Below are 17,470 nucleotides of genomic sequence, written 5' to 3'. Positions count from 1 at the left end.
TTGGGAGGGACGTGACCGAGACCGTCTCCAGCACCCCCGCCTGGCTCGAACGCTTTCGCACGGAAGCCCCCCAGATGGCGGTTCCGCCGATGTTCCTGCCCGCGCAGGGCGCCCGCGCCGCCGCCGTCCTGATCCTGTTCGGCGAGGGGCCGGAGGGGCCGGACGTCCTGCTCACCGAGCGCGCCGCCACGCTGAACAAGCACGCCGGGCAGCCCGCGTTCCCCGGCGGCCGCATCGACCCCGAGGACGACGGCCCGGTCGCCGCGGCGCTGCGCGAGGCGTGGGAGGAGGCCGGCGTCGAACCGGCCGGCGTGGACGTCCTCTGCACGCTCCCCGAGCTGTACCTGTCGCGCAGCGAGCACCGGGTCACGCCCGTCGCCGGCTGGTGGCGGGAGCCGTCGGAGATCGCGCCCGGCCATCCCGGGGAGGTCGCGATGGTCGCCCGCGTCCCGCTCGGCGAACTGGTGGACCCGGCGAACCGGCTGATGGTCCGGCATCCGTCCGGGATCAAGCTCGGGCCGGCCTTCCGCGTCCGCGACATGCTGGTGTGGGGGTTCACGGCGCTGCTGCTCACCCAGGTCCTCGACGCGGGGGGCTGGGACCGGCCGTGGGACATGTCTCAGGTGGAGGACCTGCCGCCGGAGGTCCTGGACCTCGCCTCCCGCGGCTGAGAATCTCGAATACTGCGATCACATCGGTATTTCTGGTGGCGCCGGAATGATCCGCAGGTCAGTGTCCGGTTCACCACGGGTAAGACCATGGTCACGACGGTGTGTCACTCCTGACGGCTACCCGCCGCACCTAATCTGGTACATCGAGGGGACGTGCACCGGCGGCCCGGCCCTATACGGTGAAGCGGTGCTGCACGACCACGTTCTCGACGTCATCCTGCTCGTGCTCGTCGTGCTGTTCGGAGTCTCGGGCTATCGGCAGGGGTTCATCGTCAGCCTGCTGAGCTTCGCCGGCTTCGTCGGCGGTGGCGTCATCGGGGTGCTGATCGCGCCGCCGATCGCCGAGGCGGCGGTGGACGGGGCCGCGCAGCAGGCGCTGCTCGCCATCGTGATCGCGTTCCTCGCCGCCACCCTCGGGCAGCTGATCGCCTCGTCCCTCGGCGCCGTGCTGCGCAACCGCGTGACCGGCATGAACGCGCGCACCGCGGACGCGGTCGGCGGCACGTTCGTCAGCGCGCTGTCGCTGCTGATCGTCGCCTGGTTCTTCGGCAGCCTGGTCGCCAACTCCGAGTTCAAGCCCGTCCGGACGCAGGTCAAGGGCTCCTCGATCATCAGCGGCATCAACGACGTGATGCCGCAGCAGGCGCAGACCTGGTTCACCTCGTTCCAGGGCTTTGTGAAGAGCAGCGAGTTCCCGCAGGTCTTCAACGGCCTCGGCGGCGAGTCGGTGGTCCAGGTGCCGCCGCCGGACGAGTCCGTGCTGAACACGCGGGGCCTGAAGGCCGCCAAGAACAGCATCGTGAAGGTGGTCAGCCTGGCGCCGCAGTGCCAGCGCCGCATAGAGGGCACCGGGTTCGTGTTCGCGCCGCAGCACATCATGACCAACGCGCACGTCGTCGCCGGCGCGCGCGGAGCGTCGAAGGTGTCGACGATGAACGGCGACAGCAACCGGGGACGGGTCGTCCTGTACGACCCCAAGCGGGACATCGCCGTCCTGTACGTGCCGGGGCTGCGGGCGCCGGCGCTGGAGTTCGCCCAGGAGGCCCGCGTCCGCGACGACGCGATCATCGCCGGATTCCCCAAGAACCAGCCGTTCACGGCGGGCGCCGCCCGGATCCGCGCCCGGCAGACGGCGCGCGGCCCGGACATCTACCACTCCGGGCAGGTCAGCCGCGAGATCTACGCCATCCGCGGCAAGGTCGAGCCGGGCAACTCCGGCGGGCCGCTGCTGTCCACGGACGGACGCGTCTACGGCGTCATCTTCGCGGCGGCTCTCGACACGCCGTCCACGGGCTACGCGCTCACCGCGACGGAGGTCGCGCCTGACGCGCGTGCGGGCGGGAAGGCCACCAACCCGGTGTCCACACAGAACTGCTCTGACTAGAGCGTGAGCCGGAGGGACACGGGCCCGTTTTCGGGGCTCGCGGCGAGATCCCGTGCCCGCCGCACGATTCCGCGTACGTCGATGCCGTGCGGAGCGTCGGTCTCGTATGGGACGAGACGGTCGGCGGCCCGGCTGAGGAGCGCTTCGGCGCCATGGGCGTTCCCTCGGCGCAAGTGCGTTATCCCTACGGCGATCTGGGCCAGGCCCCGCCACAGCTCCCGTTCCGGTTCCGGCGCGGCCTTCCAGACCGCCTCCAGGACCTCGTGCGCATGGAACGGGCGGTCGGCGTCCAGGAGATTCTGCGCCTCGGTCAGAGCTTCCGGCGGCGGCATGTCGAGGTCGTCCGGCATGGTGGGGATGCCGGTGGCGCCATGGGGAAGCGGACGCCCGTAGGCGTCGCGCGGGCGTGCGTTGCGTGGGCGTCCAGACTCGTCCCGATCGCGCATGGCTCCACCGTACGCCCGGCGTTCACCGCTCCGGTTCCGGGTCGCCCAGCCAGCCCAGGAGCTGCGCGTCGAACGCGCGGGGACGTTCCTGATGGGGGAAATGGCCCGCGCCGTCGATGAGCTTCCAGCGGTAGGGGGCCGACACGTAGCGTCCGGAACCCTGGGCACTCGCCGGGAGCATGCACGTGTCGAGCGCACCGTGAAGCTGGAGCGTGGGCACCTGGATGGGGGCGCGCATACGGTGCGCGTAGCGGATGCCGTCCGGTCGGGCCTGGGACCGGAACAACCAGCGGTGGTACTCCAACGCGCTGTGGGCCACCCCGGGGATCTGCACCGCCCTGCGCACGAGCTGCTCCGTGCGCTCGTCCGGCCAGCCCGGCCCGGACCAGTCGCGCAGGAGCTTCCCCACGAGCGCGGCGTCGTCCCGGACGAGCCGCCGCTCCGGCCAGAGCGGCACCTGGTAGCCGAACGTGTGCCGCGTCGCCCATCCCTGGCCGCGCGGATCGCCGCCGACGGCCTGCCGCAGCCGCAGCGGGTGCGGGGCGCTCACCACCGCCAGCCGCTGGACGATCTTCGGGTGGTAGACGGCCATCGTCCAGGCGAGCAGCCCGCCCCAGTCGTGCCCCACGACGATCGCGTTCGCCTCGCCCAGCGCGCGGACCAGCCCGGCGGCGTCCCCGGCCAGCGTGACCAGGTCGTAGCCGCGCGGCGGCTTGTCGCTGCCGCCGTACCCGCGCAGGTCGACGGCCGCCGCCCGGTACCCGGCCGCGGGCAGCGAGACCAGCTGGTTGTGCCAGGACCACCAGAACTCGGGAAAACCGTGCAGCAGCAGGACGAGTGGGCCCTCGCCCGCCTCCGCGCCGGCCTCGGCGACATGGAACCGCGTCCCGCCCGCGCTGATCTGCCGGTGGGTCCACGGCCCGTCGACCTCGATGAGCGACGCGTCGTGCCCGGACACGGCGCCGTTCAGACCTTCAACTCGGGCTTGCCGGAGCCGTCCTTGCCGGACTTCAGCTCACCGGAGTCGCCGCGGCGGCGCAGCGCCGCGAAATCGTCCTTCAACGTCTTCCGGGTCCGCTTCCCGCCCTCGATCCGCTTGAGGACCAGCAAGGCGACCACAACCATGGCGATGGCGAGCACCAAGCACACGCCGGCGACCGCCGCGAACGCGAGCGCGCGCGGAACACCCAGCGCGATGAACCACTCCGCGAGGGCGAACGCCAACATGATGACGATGAGACTCACCATCACCGTGGCGATGGTGATCATCACGCTGCCGGCCGCGGCCTTCCTGGCGTCGGACTTCAACTCCATCTTGGCGAGGGCCATCTCGGCCCTGATCAGGTCGGAGATGCTGCCGGACGCCGCCGCGACCAACTCGCCGACGGACTTGTCCTCCACACGCTCGCCCGGTAGTGCCTCGGACATACGGTTCACTCCTTAGTCCGGGCGCGCTCGCACACGCACCCTTCTCCGGAAGACGACGGCCGCGGCCGCCGAGGCGAGAACGCTCGCGATCAGGACCGCAGTCGTCACTCTCTCGAATTGTGACGGGTCGGTATAGGCCAAACCGCCGATCAGCAGCGAAACGGTGAAACCCACCCCGGCGAGGAGCGCGACCCCCGCGATCTCATGCCAGTGCAGGTCCTCCCCGAGCGTCGCCAGGCCGAGCCGTACCGCCGCCCAGGCGCCGCCGAAGACCCCCAAGAACTTACCGACCACCAGTCCGGCGATCACTCCGAGGGCCGCCCGATCGGTGAACACCGCGCCAAGCTGGGACGCGCCGAGCCCGACACCCGCCGACAGGAACGCGAACACGGGCACGCACAGGCCCGCCGAGAACGGCCGCAGCACATGGTCGGCGCGTTCGGCGTTCGTCGGCCGTCCGTCGGGGGTCTCCTTAGGGCTGGTGAGCATTCCCAGCGCCACGGCCGCGACCGTTGCGTGGATCCCACTGCGCTGGAGGAAGTACCAGGCGAGGACGGCGATGGGTACGTACACCCACGGCGACCGGACGTTCTTGTGCTGGAGCACCCCGTACGCGACGACGAGCACCACGGCGAGCCCCAGCGACGTCCAGTCCAGGGTGTCGGTGTAGAAGAGCGCGATGATGGTGATGGCGATGAGGTCGTCCACCACGGCGAGCGTCAGCAGGAACGCCCGCAGCGGCGCCGGGCATGAGGTGAACGTCACGGCGAGCACGGCGAGCGCGAACGCGATGTCCGTCGCCGTGGGCACCGCCCAGCCGCGCATCGCTTCCGGCTCCCCGGCGGTCACCGCGAGGAAGATGAGCGCCGGCAGCAGCACGCCGGCCGCCGCCGCGATCACGGGCAGCGCCGCGTCCCGCGGATTGCGCAGCTCGCCGTGCGCCAGCTCCTCGCGCAGCTCCAGCCCGGCGATGAAGAAGAACACCGCCAGCAGCCCGCTCGACGCCCAGTGCTGCACGTCCATGTGGCCGAGATGCAGCCAGTGCGGGCTGATCTCGAACGTCCGCAGGCTCTCGTAGGTGCTCGCCCACGGCGTGTTCGCCCACACCAGCGCGCCGATCGCGGCCAGCAGCATCACGACGCCGCCGAGCGTCTCCATCCGCAGCGCGCTGGCGACCTGAGTGCTGTAACGGACGGTCGGACGGACCGGCCACGTCGCGGCGACGCGGCGCTTGAAAGGTGGGCGCGCCATGCATGAACCCCCGGGGAAGGCGGCGGACGAATGTGAGGCCCGTCCCGCACACCACTACGGGACGTTCCTGCCGACCAGACTTCCCGGCACACCGATGCCCATTTTACTGTGCTCGCCCAGGGAGCCGACCTCCTGGACCCCCGGTCAGCGACGCGGGCGATCCCCGCGCCGCCGTTTCCGTCTGCCATGCCTGGCCTGCGTGCGCGGTGTCGCCGCGGTCGCCCGCGTCGCCGGGCGTGCCCGCTGCGCTCGCTCCGCGCGCCTCCCCGTGGACTGGCGGCCGGGGCACGGGAACGGCCCGCGTCCAGGTGGGCGCGGGCCGCTTCCGAGGTGCGTCGTCGGGTCAGTCGTCGGACTTGGCGGAGGGGAGCTTCTCCGAGATCAGGTCCATGACCGTGCTGTCGGCCAGCGTCGTGACGTCACCGATGCTGCGGTTCTCGGCGACGTCCCGCAGCAGCCGCCGCATGATCTTGCCGGAGCGGGTCTTCGGCAGCTCCGGCACCATCATGATCTGCCGCGGCTTGGCGATCGGGCCGAGCGCCTTGGAGACGTGGTCGCGCAGCTCCTTGGCGAAGTCCGGGCCCTCCACCTCCTCGCCGGCGCTGCCGCGCGGGATGACGAACGCGACGATCGCCTGCCCGGTCACCGGGTCCGTCGCGCCGACGACCGCCGACTCCGCGACCTTCGGGTGCGAGACCAGCGCCGACTCCACCTCCGTCGTGGAGATGTTGTGGCCGGACACGAGCATGACGTCGTCCACGCGGCCGAGCAGCCAGATGTCGCCGTCCTCGTCCTTCTTGGCGCCGTCGCCCGCGAAGTACAGACCCTCGAAACGCGACCAGTACGTCTTGACGTACCGCTCGTCGTCGCCCCAGATCGTGCGGAGCATGCTCGGCCACGGCTCCCGGACCACCATGAACCCGCCGCCGCCGTCCGGCACCGACCGGCCCTGGTCGTCCACGACGTCCGCGACGACGCCCGGCAGCGACCGCATCGCCGCACCCGGCTTCGCGGACGTGACGCCCGGCAGCGGGCTGATCATGATGGCGCCGGTCTCCGTCTGCCACCAGGTGTCGACCACCGGCGTCCGGTCGCCGCCGATGTGCGTGCGGTACCAGATGTAGGCCTCGGGGTTGATCGGCTCGCCGACCGACCCGAGGACGCGCAGGGACGACAGGTCGTACTGCGCCGGGATGTCGTCGCCCCACTTCATGAACGTGCGGATCGCGGTGGGCGCCGTGTAGAAGATGGTCACCTTGTACTTCTGGATGATGTCCCACCAGCGTCCCCTGTTGGGCGTGTCAGGGGTGCCCTCGTAGATGACGCTGGTCGAGCCGTTGGCGAGCGGCCCGTACACGATGTAGGAGTGCCCGGTCACCCAGCCGATGTCGGCCGAGCACCAGTAGACGTCCGTTTCGGGCTTGAGGTCGAACACGGACCAGTGGGTGTAGGCGCACTGGGTCAGGTATCCACCGGTCGTGTGGAGGATCCCCTTCGGCTTACCCGTCGTCCCGGACGTGTACAGGATGTAGAGCGGGTGCTCCGAATCCATGGGCTCGGGCTTGTGCTCCTCGCCCTGCCGGTCGACGACGTCGTGCCACCAGAGGTCGCGGTCGTGTTCGGTGACCTCCTCGCCGGTGCGGCGCACCACGAGCACGTGCTCGATCGTCGGCGTCTGCGCGACGGCCTCGTCCACGATGCCCTTGAGGTCGGACGGCTTGCCGCGCCGGAACCCGCCGTCCGCGGTGATGACGAGCTTGGCCTGCGCGTCGTCGATGCGGGTCCGGAGGGCCTCGGACGAGAAGCCGCCGAACACGACCGAATGGGTCGCGCCGATGCGCGCGCACGCGAGCATCGAGATCGGCAGCTCCGGAATCATCGGCAGGTAGATCGCGACCCGGTCGCCCTTGCGGACGCCGAGTTCGAGCAGGGCGTTGGCGGCCTTGTTCACCTCGCGCTGGAGGTCGGCGTAGGTGAGCGTGCGGGTGTCGCCCGGCTCGCCCTCCCAGTGATAAGCGACCTTGGCTCCGCGTCCCGCCTCGACGTGCCGGTCCACGCAGTTGTAGGCGACGTTGAGCTCGCCGCCCACGTACCACTTGGCGAACGGCGGGTTGCTCCAGTCGAGGACCTCGTCCCACCGCTTGCTCCAGGTGAGCCGGTCGGCCTGCTCCGCCCAGAACCCGAGACGGTCCGCGGACGCCTGCTCGTAGGCGTCGGCCTTGACGTTGGCGTCGGAGGCGAGATCGGCGGGCGGGGCGAAGCGGCGCGTCTCCTGCAGAAGGTTCGACAGTGTCTTTTGGCTGTTGCTCAACTGGCTGTTGCTCAACGCGAACTCCTTGCTAGGTGATGCGGGGTCGCCCGGTCTCCCCACTTCACCAGGTAGGTCCGGTCTTCACAAGGCCGGGCCCCCCGGAGTGGAAGACGAACGCGACCGGCTCCACGAATCCGGATGTTGTCGTGATCCCCGGCACAGCCGGCCTATCCAGGTCCGCTATCCGGGAACCGTCTCCGTTCTACGCCTCTACGGGACGTTCCGCGAGTGGGTGCGGGGGCAGACCGCATGGGGTGTTTCGCCAGTGCCTCAGGGGACCGCATAGGGTCGGGCCGTGACCGATGCCCTTGCTGATGTTGCGAAACTCCCCGGTGCGGCGGGCGCCGTCGACGACGCGCGTAAGGCCGTCGACCGGCTGCTCGGCCATCGCATCCTGCGGCGGCGCAGTGCCGAGGTGTCCACGGAGTCCGCGCTGCGCGGCGCGCGCGCCTCGGCCGTCCTGGACGGTGCGGCGGTCACGCTGGACGAACTGCGCACCAGCGACAGCCCGTCCGACCCCGTCGTGCAGGGCTCGCTGCGTGTCTCGGCGGAGCTGGGGACCTTGACGGAGACCTGGCGGAACGCGCCGCGGCAGGCGCTGGCCCGGCTCCACGTCCTCGCCGCGGCCGACGCGGTGGACAGCGCCGACCTGGGACGTCCCCGCTCAGCCGACGGCGCCGCGCAGGACGTTCTGGGCCTCGGTGACCCGCCTTCGCCGTCCGAGGTGGCGGCGCGCCTGGACGCGCTCAGCGGGCTGCTGACCTCCCCGACGAAAGCGCCGGCGCTGGTGGTCGCGGCCATCGTGCACGGCGAGTTGCTGACCCTGCGCCCGTTCGGGTGGGGGGACGGGCTCGTCGCCCGTGCCGCCCAGCGCCTCACGCTCGTATCGCGTGGGCTCGACCCCAAGTCGCTGGTCGCGCCAGAGGTCGGGCACCTGGAACTGGAGGACGAGTACGGGCCCGCCCTGCGGGACTACGCGTCCGGCTCGTCCGAGGGGGTCGCGCGGTGGATCGCCCACTGCTCGTCCGCGGTGGCCGCCGCCGCACGCGACTCGCAGGCCATCTGCGAGGCGTTCATGCGGGGCTGACCCTGCCCTGCTGGTAGGGCCGAACGCATGCACGGACGACCCGCACCGCCCACCGAGACCACGATCTCGTCGGCGAGCGACCTCTCGGCGCTGGACCCGTCCGCCGCCACGCTGAGGCGCGCGGTGATCGATCCGTATCAGGCGGTCGTCCTGGCGACGGCTCTGGGGCTCGACGTCCGCGAATAGCGCCTTCGGGAGGGATGGTGCCTTCGGACGCCGGCGAAGCGAACGGCGCCCCGCTCGGGGACGCCGTCGCCAGTCACGTCACACCGGGTTACCAAGCGTGCACCTCAAATCCGTCGGATCGGGTCAAGCCCGTCTCGACGCGCCTCCCGCGGCTGGTCGCGCGTGGGTGCCCGGCTGCCGTGCTCGGACACATGGTCCGTAGAACCTGTCTACGCCTCATCTCCGCAGTTGACAAGCCCCTTCTCGGAAAGCGCGGCGCGTTGTCGCGTCCGGCGTCCAACGGGACGCCGGTGCCGGATGAGGCCGGCGGGGCGTATTCCGGGCTATCCGCAATCCCGGTCAGGGTCACAAAATTGATCACTCACAGTGATCGTTTCCCTTTTGGCGCTCGATCACGGGTGCGGTCGGAAGGGCCTTCAGTTCTGCTGTACGCTCCCACTTCCGTCCCGATGCGCGGAGCGGCGCGCGGGAGCGGGACGCCCTGCCGTGGAGGGCATGGCGGCTCGCGGCGCCGCGTCGGGCGCGTCCTTCCGGCCAGATGAGAAAAATCGTCATCGGCCGGGTGAGTTTGCGCCTCGACGGAACTCTCGACGATCGGGCAGCATATGTTGTAACTGCCTAGACTGGAGTCTGCGAGTTTGCCTCTCCCATAGGGCGGACTTACGCACGGCTTATGAGACTTTCCTGGGAAAGCGGTCCGGCTCTACCCCCCCGGAGCCGGACCGCACGGCGACCCCCGCTCTCCCCCCCGGCGGGGGTCGCCCAGCCGTAGAGCGGCGGGCGGCGGTGTCCGCGGACGCCACCGCCCGCCCGCTCACCAGGCCCTCCGGCGAAGTTATCCACAGTTGGCGGAACCGCTTCGGCGCCGCCGCACCGCCCCGCAAGGTGGATGTCTCCGAACATCGAAGGAGCATCCGATGAACCTCGCGGCACTGATCGTCACCGGCGACCCCGCCCTCGCCGACGGCCTGCTCCGCCTCGCGGCCGCCGCCGACGCCCACGCGGAGGTCGCCCACGGGGCCGACGAGGCCAGACCCGCCTGGACGTGGCCCGCCCTGATCCTCGTGGGCGCCGACATGGCCGCGGACGTGGCCGCCGCCGGCCTCCAGCGCCGCCCGGGCGTCGTCCTCGTCACCGGCGACGGCGCCACTGCCGAGGCCTACCGCCTCGCGGTCGAGGCCGGCGCGCAGGACGTCGCCGCACTCCCCGACCACGAGGACTGGCTCGTCAACGCGTTCGCCGCCGCCTGCGAGCCGGAAGGCGGCTGGGCCACCACGCTCTGCGTCGTCGGCTCCCGCGGCGGTGCCGGCGCCAGCGTCCTCGCCACCGCCCTCGGCCTCGCCGCCGCGGGGCAGGGCCTGCGCACCCTCCTCCTCGACGCCGACCCCTTCGGCGGCGGCATCGACCTCATGCTGGGCCTGGAGGAACACGAGGGCGTCCGCTGGCACGACCTCGCCGAACGCCGCGGCCGCCTGAACACCGCCGCGCTCCGCGACACCCTGCCCCGCACGGGCGACCTGTCCGTCCTGTCCTGGCGGCGAGGCGAACCCGCCCCCGTCCCCGACGAGGGCGTCCGCACCCTCCTCGACGCCGCCGCCCGCGGTTTCGACCTGGTCATCGCGGACGTCCCCCGCTACCCGGGCGACGTCGGCCGCGCCGCGCTGCGCTCCGCCGACGTCACCTTCCTGCTCGTCCCCGCCGAGGTCCGCGCCACGGTCGCCGCCGACGGCCTGGCCGCCGCCCTCCGCCGCGACACCGCCGACCTGCGCCTGATCGTCCAGGGCCCGGCCCCCGGCGGCCTGACCCCGGACGCCGTCGCCCACGCCCTGGAGCTCCCGTCCGCCGGCACCTTCGACCGCGACCGCCGCCTCCCCGCCGCGATGGACGAGGGCGCCCTCGAACGGGCCTGCCGCCGGGGCCCCCTGACGGACTTCTGCGCCAAGATCCTGGCCGACCTGGCCCTCCAGCCCTACGCCTACCGAGAAGCAGCATGACCCCCGCGCAGCGGTGCCCAGCGCTGTCACCCAGCAGCGTGGCCCTCCGGGCCACCAACCGAGGAAGCGCGGCGACCATCGGCCCGGCGCGGACGCAGGGGTCCGCAAGACGCGTCCGCAGGCGGACCGGCAGGAGCCGCCTCAGAGCCGGCCTGGCTCAAAGAGGGGGTGTCGCAGCCAGCACGACCAGCTGAGACAGGCGGGCACGCGGTCCACGGAAACGCAGTCGAGCGCAGCGCTCGGCCACGTGTACCGGTGGCCGCCGCTGCCGAGGGACGGCGGCGGGCTCGTTGCGCTGGAGGAAACGAACCCCGAGCCGAGTCGATGGAGCCGACCAGCGCGCTCACGTCGGTCTGCGGGACGGAATGCCATTCAAGGGGACGATATGACGAGGTTGTCTGATGCGGTGCGGGATCGGCTCGCCGGGAGCGGCGGGGAGGCGACGACCGGGCGGGTCGCGGCGGCACTGCGCGCCGAGGAACGGCTGCTCGGCGACCGTGAGGTCCTGACGCTCGCGGACGAGTTATGCGCCGAGTTCGTCGGGGCGGGGTCGCTGGAGCCGTTGCTGCGTTCTCCGGATGTCACGGACGTCCTGGTGAACGGCCCGGACGAGGTCTGGGCGGACACGGGCGCGGGCCTCGTCCGCACACCGGTGCGCTTCCCCGACGAGGCGTCCCTGCGCCGCCTGGCCCAGCGCCTCACCGCCGCGGCCGGGCGCCGCCTCGACGACGCGGCGCCGTACGCCGATGCCCGGCTGCCGGGCGGAGTCCGGCTGCACGCCGTCCTGCCACCGGTGTCCGCGGGCGGCACCTGTCTGTCGCTGCGCCTCCCGCGGCGCCGCGCCTTCACGCTGGACGAACTGGTCGCGGCGCGGACCGTCCCGCCCGAGGGCGCGGCCCTCCTCGCCGCGCTGATCGAGTCACGCGCCGCCTTCCTGATCACCGGTGGCACCGGAACGGGGAAGACGACGCTCCTGAGCAGCCTGCTCTCGCTGGCGAACCCGGCCGAGCGGCTGCTCCTCGTCGAGGACTCCGCCGAACTGAAACCGTCCCACCAACACGTGGTGCGGCTGGAGGCGCGTCCACCCAACATGGAGGGCGCGGGAGGCGTGACGTTGAACGACCTCGTCCGCCAGGCCCTCCGCATGCGCCCCGACCGCTTAGTGGTCGGTGAGGTCAGAGGCCCCGAGGTCGTCGTCTTGCTGCAGGCTTTGAACACGGGCCACGAAGGCGGGTGCGGCACCCTCCACGCCAACACCGCCGCGGACGTACCGGCGCGGCTCGAAGCGCTGGCCTGTGCGGCGGGCCTGAGCCGGGAGGCCGTCCACAGCCAGCTCGCCGCGGCACTCGACATCGTCGTCCACCTGGTCCGTGAACCAGGCGGCGGGCGGCGTCGCGTAGCCGAGATCTGCCTCCTGCATCGCGGCCCCGGCGGGCTGGTGGGCGTCGTGCCCGCCGTCTCGTTCACCGCCTCAGGCGAGGTCGTCGCAGCTCACGGGGCCGACGCCCTGCACGCGCGGCTGCGAGGCAGCCGTTGATCACCACACTGGCGATCCTCTGCTCGGCCGCCGCCGTCTGGACGCTCCTGGCCCCCGCCCCGGCCCTCCGGCGCCTGGACCGCCTCGTCACCCGCCCTCAGAGCGACCCCCTGCACGCCATCCGCCGCGGTTTGGAGGCCATGCGGGAACGCAGAACCCGGCCGCATCGCTGGCGTATGTCCATCATCGAACTCTGCGACGCCATGGCCGCCGAACTGTCCGCTGGCCGGACTCCGGACGAGGCGTTCACAGCGGCCGCCGCCGTCCTGGACCCGCATGTGTCCCGGGAACTCCTCCACATCCCCCGTCCGCCGCCCGACCACCTGGACGAACTGGCGGCCCGTCCGGGAGCCGGAGGGCTGCGCCTCCTGGCGGCCTGCTGGCGCATCGGCGCGGAACGCGGCGGCACGCTCGCCACCGTCCTGGACGGCCTGGCCGGCGCCCTCCGCGACGAAGAAGCCCAGCGCCAGGACGTCTCCGTCCAACTCGCCGGCCCCCGCGCCACAGCCCGCCTGCTCGCCGCCCTCCCGCTCCTCGGCCTGGCCATGGCCGCGGCCCTGGGCGCCCATCCGATCCCGTTCCTCTGCGGCACCCTCCCCGGCCTGGCGTGCTTGATCACAGGCATCGCCCTCAACCTGCTCGGCCTCCACTGGACCCGCACCTTGGCCAAGTCCGCAGAATCCCCTCACTGACCGTCCCCACCAAGCCAGAGACATACGGGACTTGGCTGACGACCCGCGTCCGGCGCTTTGCTGCGCTGCCTCGCTTGCGGTGGGGAGGCCAGACGCTTGCGTGTCTCGCAACCCCGCTCTTAACCACCCGCTCGTTGCGCCACCGTTTTCAGCGGTTCCGGGTGCCGTACGAGGGGTTCAAGCCCTCTCGAAGCGGGCTCCGGGCGCTTGTGGGTGGCTGGTCACCGGTGTGGGACGCAGCGTGCGGCGAGAAAAGAAGTAGGTGAAGTGTGATGACGGCATTGGTGGTCGTGCTTTGCGCGGCGGCGTCGGGGTTCCTTCTACCTAGAGGGACGAACGCCGCTGGGAAGAGGCTGGCGGGGCAGTTTCAGGCCCCTTCGCCGAGACGCGCACCCCCGAGCAGCCGGGCACTGTGGCACCGAGTGCGGGGCCGCGGTGAGGGTGAAGCGACGCTCAAAACGCGAGCGGGCGGCGAGGAGGGCGGCTCCGCACAGGCGGACCGGCGGCGCGACGCCCTCCTTCGGCGCGCTGCCGCGGGTGCTGCGGGAGCGTTGTGCCTGGTGACGTTGGGCGGCCTGACCGGTGCTGTGGTCGGCGTGCTCGCCGCGGCGGCCGTATGGTTCTCGTTCGGCCGCGTCGGGAGCGCGGAGCGTCGGCGCAGGCGGGCGCGCCTCGTCGCCGATCTCCCTGTCGCAGTGGACCTCCTCGCCGCCTGCCTGCGCGGCGGTGCTCCCTGGCACGACGCGGTGACCGCGGTCGCGGACGCGGTGGGAGGGCCGCTCGGGGACGAGCTGCACGCCGTTTCCAGTCAGATCCGGCTTGGCGCCGACCCCGCAGAGGCATGGCTCGCGCTCACGGAAGAGCCGATGCTTGCGCCGCTCGCCCGGACGGCCGTCCGGGCAGCGTCCACGGGTGCGGCGCTGGCGCCGTCCCTCGGCCGGCTGGCGCGTGACCAGCGCCGGGTGGCCCGGACGGAGGCCGCGGCCAGGGCGCGCGCGGCGGGGATCCGGGCACTGGCCCCCCTCGGTCTCTGCTTCCTGCCCGCGTTCGTCCTCCTTGGCGTCGTCCCGGCCATTGCAGGCATCGCCGAGACCATCCTCCTGCCCTGGTGACCCGGGGTTTTCCACAGAAGTGTGTTCGGTCACCGTCCGGAGCGCGGACACCGCAACCTGGACGGAACTACGAGCGAAGGGAGCCCCATGCGGGCGACGAAGATGGTGGTGCGGCGATGGGCGAGGATGTGCGGAGACCGAGGGATGTCCACCGCGGAGTACGCGGTCGGCACCATCGCCGCGGCGGCCTTCGCCGGCCTTCTGTTCAAGATCGTGACGAGTTCGCAGGTGAAGTCCCTGCTCTTACAGATCATCGAGAAGGCCCTCAAGATCGCGGGCTGAGGGATCGCGGGATGGCCACGGCGGAGATCGCCGTGGCACTCCCCACCCTGGTGCTCATCTCGGCGGTGGCGCTCTGGGGGCTGACAGCCGTTTCCGTGCAGCTCACCTGTACGGACGCCGCCCGGACCGGTGCCCGCGCGGCGGCCCGCGGCGAATCCCTCACCGCGGTCCGCGAGCTCGTGGTGAGGGCCGTCCCGAAGGGCGCGACGGTCCAGGTCCGCCGCGACGACGCCACCGTCCAGGTGGATGTCTCGGCACCTGTCGCACCGCCTGCGGCGGTCGGCCTGCCGCCTTTGACGGTCCACGCCCACGTCGCCGCCGCGACAGAGCCCGGCGTCCACCCCGGCACCGCGAACGGCCCCACCAACTCGCAATCCGCCAGGGCGCCGTAGCGTCCCGACACCGCGACGCCCGCGGCGCCGTGAGCCCGCTTCTCACGTGCTGCGGGGTTGCGGTGGATCGTCCCGGCACGACAAGCCGCCGGAGAGACCAGAGACAGCCCCGACGGTCCACAACTCGTCCGAGGTGCGGGCCGTCCGAGCGGGGCGGGGAGTGAAGGGATGGTGTGGTGCTGAAGCGGCGGAGGCGTGTGGCGTGGTCGCGGTTGTGCGGGTCGGACCGGGGGTCGGGGACGGTCTGGGTCGTCGCGTTCGCTGCCATCGTGTGGGTGGCGGGCGTGGCGGCGGTCGCGGTGGGCGGGGTGCGGGGAGCACGGCACCGGGGGGACGCGGCGGCTGACATGGCGGCTCTGGCGGGAGCCGCCCGCGTCACGGAGGGCGGTCCGTCGGCGTGTGCGCGGGCCGGGGACATCGCGGCCCGGTCCGGTGCCCGGTTGGCGCGGTGCCGGGTGAGCGGAGAGATCGTCGAGGTCGCGGTGTCCGTTCAGCTGAAGGTGCCGATGGGAGTCGGACGCCTGCGAGTCGTTTCTCGGGCCAGGGCTGGCCCCGTGGGACGAGACGGCGTACTCTGGCGCGACACGACTCGTTGCACTGATTGTCAATAGAGTGGGGGAGTCGCGGAGGATGCGAACAGGTTCCTCTTCGTCATCGTCCTGTGACTTCTGCTACCCAGTGGTACGTTACGCTGCTGTAAGCGCATAGTTATCACCGGACGCGTGTGCCCCCCGCGAAACCTCGGCGGGATGAGACGAGCAGAACGCTGTCGAAGGGATTGAGGCGTGACCATCATTCGCAGGATCGGTGCGGTCTCGCTCGCGGCGCCCCTTGCGATGAGCTTCCCGGTGCTCGCCGCCCTGCCCGCGCAGGCCGCCACGACGAGTGTCATCACCCCGGCGGACGGCGCGGTCATCACGAGCGGGTCCCAGCTCACGGCCAAGGCCCACTTCGACTTCGCGATCACCATGCAGCTGCGGGTGAGCGGCCCCGGAATCGGTGACACGTTCCTCGCTGAGAAGGGGCTGTCCGGGGACATCTCCGGAACCTTCCCGATCACCAGGAACGGCCGCTACACGGTCGCCCTGAAGGGCAAGCAGACCGGGTACATCTACGACTCCAACACCTTCACCGTGCGGATCGCTCCGGCCGCCCCCACCGGCGTGTCCGCGAACGTGTCCGGCGGCAAGCTCGTCGTGAAGTGGAACCGCGGGCTTGAGGACGACCTCAACGGCTACGCGCTCTCCGGGGCCGGGGTGAAGTCCAAGTCGGGCTCGCTCGGCACCCTCTGCCAGGGGACGAGCTGCTCCACCACCCTGTCGCTGACCCGATCGAGCGGCGTGGTCTCCGTGGGCGTCCGGGCCAGGCGCGCCACCGGGACGGGCGGTTCGCTGTACTCGAGCACCTCGTCGGCCACCACCGCGGTCGGCGGAACCGGGTCGCTTCCCGGCAACGCGCCGTCCCTCCCGTCGAACTCCAGCGTGCCCAGCGCCAGCACGCCGCTGACGCCGTTCAACAACGAGTCGCCGGTCACGCTCCCGTCCGTCCAGCCGGACGGCGCGACGCCGGGCTTCACCTACCCCGCCCCGCAGATCGCCACCGACGCGCCGAAGGCGCAGAACGTCGCCGCGACCGACCGGCTCCAGTGGGGCAAGAGCGTCGGCATCGCGATGGTCCTGCTGATCGTCGCCGCGCACCTCGGAACCTGGACGCGCCGGCTGCGCGTGGCTCAGGCGGGCACGAGCAGCAACGGCATGGCGGCCCGGCTGGCGCGCAGCGGCACCGGCCGCAAGCGTGTCAGCAAGTCTCGGGACCAGATCGCGCGCGCCGAGGCCCTCGCCAAGACGGCCCCGGTCCTTTCCGCCGCGACCCGCTCCGGGGCGAAGAGCAAGCCCGCTCGCCGTCCGGCGACTCTCGGTCAGCGATCAAGTGGCGTGAACGTCAGCATCGCCAAGCCCGCCACCGCCAAGCCCGCCACCGGCAAGAAGCCCGCACGCGGCCATCGCCGTAAGTAGCGCCGCCCCTTCGCCCCGGTTCGCGCCGGGCGGTGACAGCGCCTGGCGAAACGCCGGTGGGTCGGCGAACCGGGCATGAGGGTGCGGCTAAGTCGTCCGTCAAAGGATCGGTAGTTGTCCGAGGTGCCTGGAACGCTGTGTCCATGCATGCGGGTGATCAGGTTGGCGAGGGTGTCTCCGCGGAGCTTGCGAATTTCCTGCGCGGGGCGGTCGACGGCCGCCCCGTGAAGATCGCTCCTTCTGTCTGCGGGGGATGCGGCGGCCGGGTCTTCTTCGTCCTGGTCAACGCGTCCGGAGCGGAACGTCAGTGCTGTGCTTGCGAATGCCGTGCGTTCATCGCGGACAGCGAGGAGTACTGGAACGAGGACGCATGGGAGGACGACGAGCCCGGCGCCGCCGGCTGCCCGTGCGGCGGCGAGGAGTTCGAGGCCGCGGTCGCGTTCACGCTCTCCGAAGACGGTTCCGTCCGCTGGGTGACCGTTGGCCTGCGGTGCGTCAAGGACGGCTTCTCGGGCGTCTATGCCGACTGGAAGATCGACTACGGACCCGCAGATCACCTGCTGACCATGGTCTAGAGGGACTCGCCACAGAAGTCGCCGCGACGACTCAGGGAGGCTGGCGGGGTCGTTGAGCAGGGTCTAGGCTGCTTGCGCCTGGATCGTCCGGCAATGCGTCCTGTCGT

18 protein-coding genes are annotated in these 17,470 nt (G+C 71.6%); 13 read left to right on the top strand and 5 right to left on the bottom strand.

Annotation, left to right across the window (positions count from 1 at the left end; genetic code table 11):
* Window positions 1-11: 11 nt before the first annotated feature.
* Both SM611_RS22130 and SM611_RS22125 read left to right on the top strand, forming a co-directional pair.
* On the top strand, window positions 12-671 hold the full coding sequence (locus SM611_RS22130; RefSeq protein ID WP_371951781.1) for an NUDIX hydrolase: 660 nt from the start codon (window positions 12-14) through the stop codon (window positions 669-671).
* A gap of 187 nt (window positions 672-858) precedes the next feature.
* Window positions 859-2,055: a MarP family serine protease gene (locus tag SM611_RS22125; RefSeq protein ID WP_371951780.1), complete on the top strand. Its 1,197-nt coding sequence runs from the start codon at window positions 859-861 to the stop codon at window positions 2,053-2,055.
* Here the strand turns inward: SM611_RS22125 and SM611_RS22120 are convergent.
* From SM611_RS22120 to acs, 5 genes are all read right to left on the bottom strand, one after another.
* A complete protein-coding gene (locus SM611_RS22120) occupies window positions 2,052-2,501 on the bottom strand; it encodes a DUF309 domain-containing protein (protein ID WP_371951779.1) in 450 nt (149 codons plus the stop codon). The two genes, SM611_RS22125 and SM611_RS22120, sit on opposite strands and share 4 nt — an antisense overlap.
* A gap of 22 nt (window positions 2,502-2,523) precedes the next feature.
* Window positions 2,524-3,459, bottom strand: a complete 936-nt coding sequence (locus SM611_RS22115) for an alpha/beta fold hydrolase (protein WP_371951778.1) — start codon at window positions 3,457-3,459, stop codon at window positions 2,524-2,526.
* Between the two features lie 8 nt (window positions 3,460-3,467).
* Complete coding sequence (locus SM611_RS22110; protein ID WP_371951777.1) at window positions 3,468-3,929, bottom strand: phage holin family protein; 462 nt, start codon at window positions 3,927-3,929, stop codon at window positions 3,468-3,470.
* Window positions 3,930-3,941: 12 nt separating this feature from the next.
* Complete coding sequence (gene nhaA / locus SM611_RS22105) at window positions 3,942-5,180, bottom strand: Na+/H+ antiporter NhaA (RefSeq protein ID WP_371951776.1); 1,239 nt, start codon at window positions 5,178-5,180, stop codon at window positions 3,942-3,944.
* Between the two features lie 343 nt (window positions 5,181-5,523).
* Window positions 5,524-7,491: an acetate--CoA ligase gene (gene acs, locus SM611_RS22100; RefSeq protein WP_371951841.1), complete on the bottom strand. Its 1,968-nt coding sequence runs from the start codon at window positions 7,489-7,491 to the stop codon at window positions 5,524-5,526.
* Between the two features lie 295 nt (window positions 7,492-7,786).
* Between acs and SM611_RS22095 the strand changes: the two genes are divergently transcribed.
* From SM611_RS22095 to SM611_RS22045, 11 genes are all read left to right on the top strand, one after another.
* The gene (locus SM611_RS22095; protein ID WP_371951775.1) at window positions 7,787-8,578 is read left to right on the top strand and encodes a Fic family protein; all 792 of its coding nucleotides are present in this window, start codon (window positions 7,787-7,789) and stop codon (window positions 8,576-8,578) included.
* A 27-nt stretch (window positions 8,579-8,605) separates the two neighbouring features.
* Window positions 8,606-8,764, top strand: coding sequence for a hypothetical protein (locus SM611_RS22090; RefSeq protein ID WP_371951774.1), 159 nt, complete (start codon window positions 8,606-8,608; stop codon window positions 8,762-8,764).
* A 917-nt stretch (window positions 8,765-9,681) separates the two neighbouring features.
* Window positions 9,682-10,758 carry a septum site-determining protein Ssd gene (ssd, locus tag SM611_RS22085; RefSeq protein WP_371951773.1) on the top strand — a complete coding sequence of 359 codons (1,077 nt, stop codon included), beginning with the start codon at window positions 9,682-9,684 and terminating at the stop codon, window positions 10,756-10,758.
* Window positions 10,759-11,143: 385 nt separating this feature from the next.
* Window positions 11,144-12,295 carry a TadA family conjugal transfer-associated ATPase gene (locus SM611_RS22080; protein WP_371951772.1) on the top strand — a complete coding sequence of 384 codons (1,152 nt, stop codon included), beginning with the start codon at window positions 11,144-11,146 and terminating at the stop codon, window positions 12,293-12,295.
* Complete coding sequence (locus tag SM611_RS22075; RefSeq protein ID WP_371951771.1) at window positions 12,292-12,987, top strand: type II secretion system F family protein; 696 nt, start codon at window positions 12,292-12,294, stop codon at window positions 12,985-12,987. The genes SM611_RS22080 and SM611_RS22075 overlap by 4 nt, the downstream gene beginning before the upstream one ends.
* Window positions 12,988-13,547: 560 nt before the next feature.
* Complete coding sequence (locus SM611_RS22070; RefSeq protein ID WP_371951770.1) at window positions 13,548-14,099, top strand: type II secretion system F family protein; 552 nt, start codon at window positions 13,548-13,550, stop codon at window positions 14,097-14,099.
* Between the two features lie 87 nt (window positions 14,100-14,186).
* Window positions 14,187-14,381 (top strand): DUF4244 domain-containing protein, encoded by a 195-nt coding sequence (locus SM611_RS22065; RefSeq protein WP_371951769.1) that lies wholly within the window; start codon window positions 14,187-14,189, stop codon window positions 14,379-14,381.
* A gap of 11 nt (window positions 14,382-14,392) precedes the next feature.
* Window positions 14,393-14,773, top strand: a complete 381-nt coding sequence (locus tag SM611_RS22060) for a TadE family type IV pilus minor pilin (RefSeq protein ID WP_371951768.1) — start codon at window positions 14,393-14,395, stop codon at window positions 14,771-14,773.
* 173 nt (window positions 14,774-14,946) lie between these two features.
* Complete coding sequence (locus tag SM611_RS22055; RefSeq protein ID WP_371951767.1) at window positions 14,947-15,384, top strand: Rv3654c family TadE-like protein; 438 nt, start codon at window positions 14,947-14,949, stop codon at window positions 15,382-15,384.
* 174 nt (window positions 15,385-15,558) lie between these two features.
* The gene (locus SM611_RS22050; protein ID WP_371951766.1) at window positions 15,559-16,788 is read left to right on the top strand and encodes a hypothetical protein; all 1,230 of its coding nucleotides are present in this window, start codon (window positions 15,559-15,561) and stop codon (window positions 16,786-16,788) included.
* Between the two features lie 137 nt (window positions 16,789-16,925).
* On the top strand, window positions 16,926-17,363 hold the full coding sequence (locus tag SM611_RS22045) for a hypothetical protein (RefSeq protein WP_371951765.1): 438 nt from the start codon (window positions 16,926-16,928) through the stop codon (window positions 17,361-17,363).
* The last annotated feature ends 107 nt before the right edge of the window (window positions 17,364-17,470 follow it).

Origin of the sequence: Actinomadura monticuli, assembly GCF_041463655.1 — a bacterium.
GTDB lineage: Bacteria > Actinomycetota > Actinomycetes > Streptosporangiales > Streptosporangiaceae > Spirillospora > Spirillospora monticuli.
The sequence above is the reverse complement of the archived record's forward strand: the minus strand, read 5'-3'. Positions and strand labels throughout refer to the sequence as shown.